This is a genomic window from Silvimonas sp. JCM 19000 (assembly GCF_054652575.1).
In genome coordinates, this window is the sequence record NZ_BAAIHC010000056.1 from 1 (window position 1) to 1,928 (window position 1,928).

Annotated in this window: 3 protein-coding genes; all 3 read right to left on the bottom strand. The window is 49.8% G+C overall.

The window, feature by feature from the left end; genetic code table 11:
* Nucleotides 1-345 precede the first annotated feature (345 nt).
* Entirely contained in the window at nt 346-918 is a 573-nt protein-coding gene (locus tag ACYQ1A_RS21750) for a hypothetical protein (protein WP_499365817.1), read from the bottom strand.
* A gap of 81 nt (nt 919-999) precedes the next feature.
* Nucleotides 1,000-1,311: a hypothetical protein gene (locus ACYQ1A_RS21755; RefSeq protein ID WP_499365818.1), complete on the bottom strand. Its 312-nt coding sequence runs from the start codon at nt 1,309-1,311 to the stop codon at nt 1,000-1,002.
* A 7-nt stretch (nt 1,312-1,318) separates the two neighbouring features.
* On the bottom strand, nt 1,319-1,928 hold a 610-nt coding region (locus tag ACYQ1A_RS21760; protein WP_499365819.1), incomplete at its 5' end, for an RHS repeat-associated core domain-containing protein.

A 1,928-nucleotide genomic window follows, 5' to 3' on the forward strand; every position in this document is an offset into this window, starting at 1 on the left:
GCGCAGCCAAACGGCATTCCGACGCATCCAATTACTTTTACGAAATTGCCACTTCTCGGCTTTGCTGCAAATGCACGTCATCAACCCGGAATTACACGGGGCTAACACCGAGTTATTGGCAGATCGATATTCAATTTGTTCTAATCGATGCCAATTGCTCGACGGAGTGGTGGTCGCGATGATTTAACGTGACGGCATTTTTTCGGTAAATGGAAGCATGGTGGCCATCACGAAGTTCGTGTGGGATGCGACCAGGAAGCGGGAGATTGATGGGTTGCGGCTTGTAAAAAACCAGTGCGGATCACTCCGGCACCGGCTTGGTTTTAGCTCCAGTCTGACGCCACCTTAAGAGTCAATCGACTGAATGGAGTAATTCTTCATCAAGGCATTAAGGAAATCACGACCAAAACTTTCAACCAAGCCGATATCGCGCTCCCCTTTTGCAGATAGCCAGTGCGCAATTTGTTCACAATCGAAAAAACAGTCCTCTATAACCGTCGCGATACTCCGCAAGTCTTGACCGCCGTCAAAAGCAAAGACACCAACATCAATTGGCCGATTTTGATACACAGCCCATTTTCCGGTCGCATCCACAAGAACTAGTCCGCTGCAATCGCCTGAGTTGCGCATTGCTTTGCTAATTTTGCTTACCTCTACAGGCCAAGCATCGTCCGAACTCAAACACCCCAACAACTCTCTGTTTGAGCTAGTAAATACCTTGACCTTGGATTCCACGCCAAAGCAAGTTCTGACGATCAACTGAATGGCCAAGATCAGAGCACCTGAGGAGCCAATATCGGCATCAAAGAACAAATAATTACCAAATCTCCGAGAAAATACATGCTGGGGAATGTCTGCTCCAGCAACAATCACACCCGGCGCTTCAGTGCCCGACTGAATGTCTTTATTGACTTGCATATCACTCCCCCTGGAATCTCAACTTAGTAATGATCTGATCCTTCACAGAGACCGACGCCGAGGGAACGCCATATGCTGCGCCTACCACGCCCCACCAGTAGACTGGGGATAAAATCTATAAACTTTATCGCCATTAGTCATGATGGTAACAGTGCCATCCTTTGAAAGCGTCTTGGAATACCCATTTGCAGCCAGATTGTCTATAGCCTCGGATTGCGTCAAATGGACGTTTATCTGATGTGCGCTATTTTTGGTCGCTTTGACGCCAAACGATATTTCAGTGACAGCACTCTCTGCTGTCTTTGCCGCCAAACCGACTTTTGATGCTTTATACGCCAGTTTCAATATGCCCGCATCTGCTGTCATTCCCAGCGCAGAGAATCCGAGATTCATTTTCGCTTCATGGATGTCGCCTTGCGCCCAATAGACCCCGGCATCTGCAAGAGTAAACGCGGAGCCCAAAAAACGAAGGTGCGAAAGCGCCGACTGTTAATACTCTGTGTATGTACGTAGTTGTCGTCGAGCCTTCTCCCGTACCAGCATTGCTTCCCACTTCGACAACTGGACCGGCCGTAACAATTCCTTTAGTCGTCTTTTCCTGCACGCCCCCAGCCACCTTCGAGGGGGCAAGCAATATATTGAAATCATCCTTAGATGACGATTGGCCAGCAGCACCCGCTCCGGTTGAACAGGTCAGCCCGTTTGCGAAGTTCTGGCCGAACAATGTATTCAATGCGGCATTCGCCTGCTCTGCGGCTATCGCACTCCTGAAGCCGCCGCTCTGAAACGCGTAACTGCCTCCCATACCCTGAAAGAAATTGTCCGCAGCCGATTGTGTATCAAATCCGATGTTCGAGCCGGTCGCGTAAAACTCGTAGCCCGTCGGATCCGTCCAGCTCATCGGGTTGTTGAGCACATAGCTATACCGGTTCGTATTCTGCAGGTTGGTGATATCCGTAACATCCGGATCAGCCTGCAGCATCCGCGATACATTCGGGTCGTAGATCCGC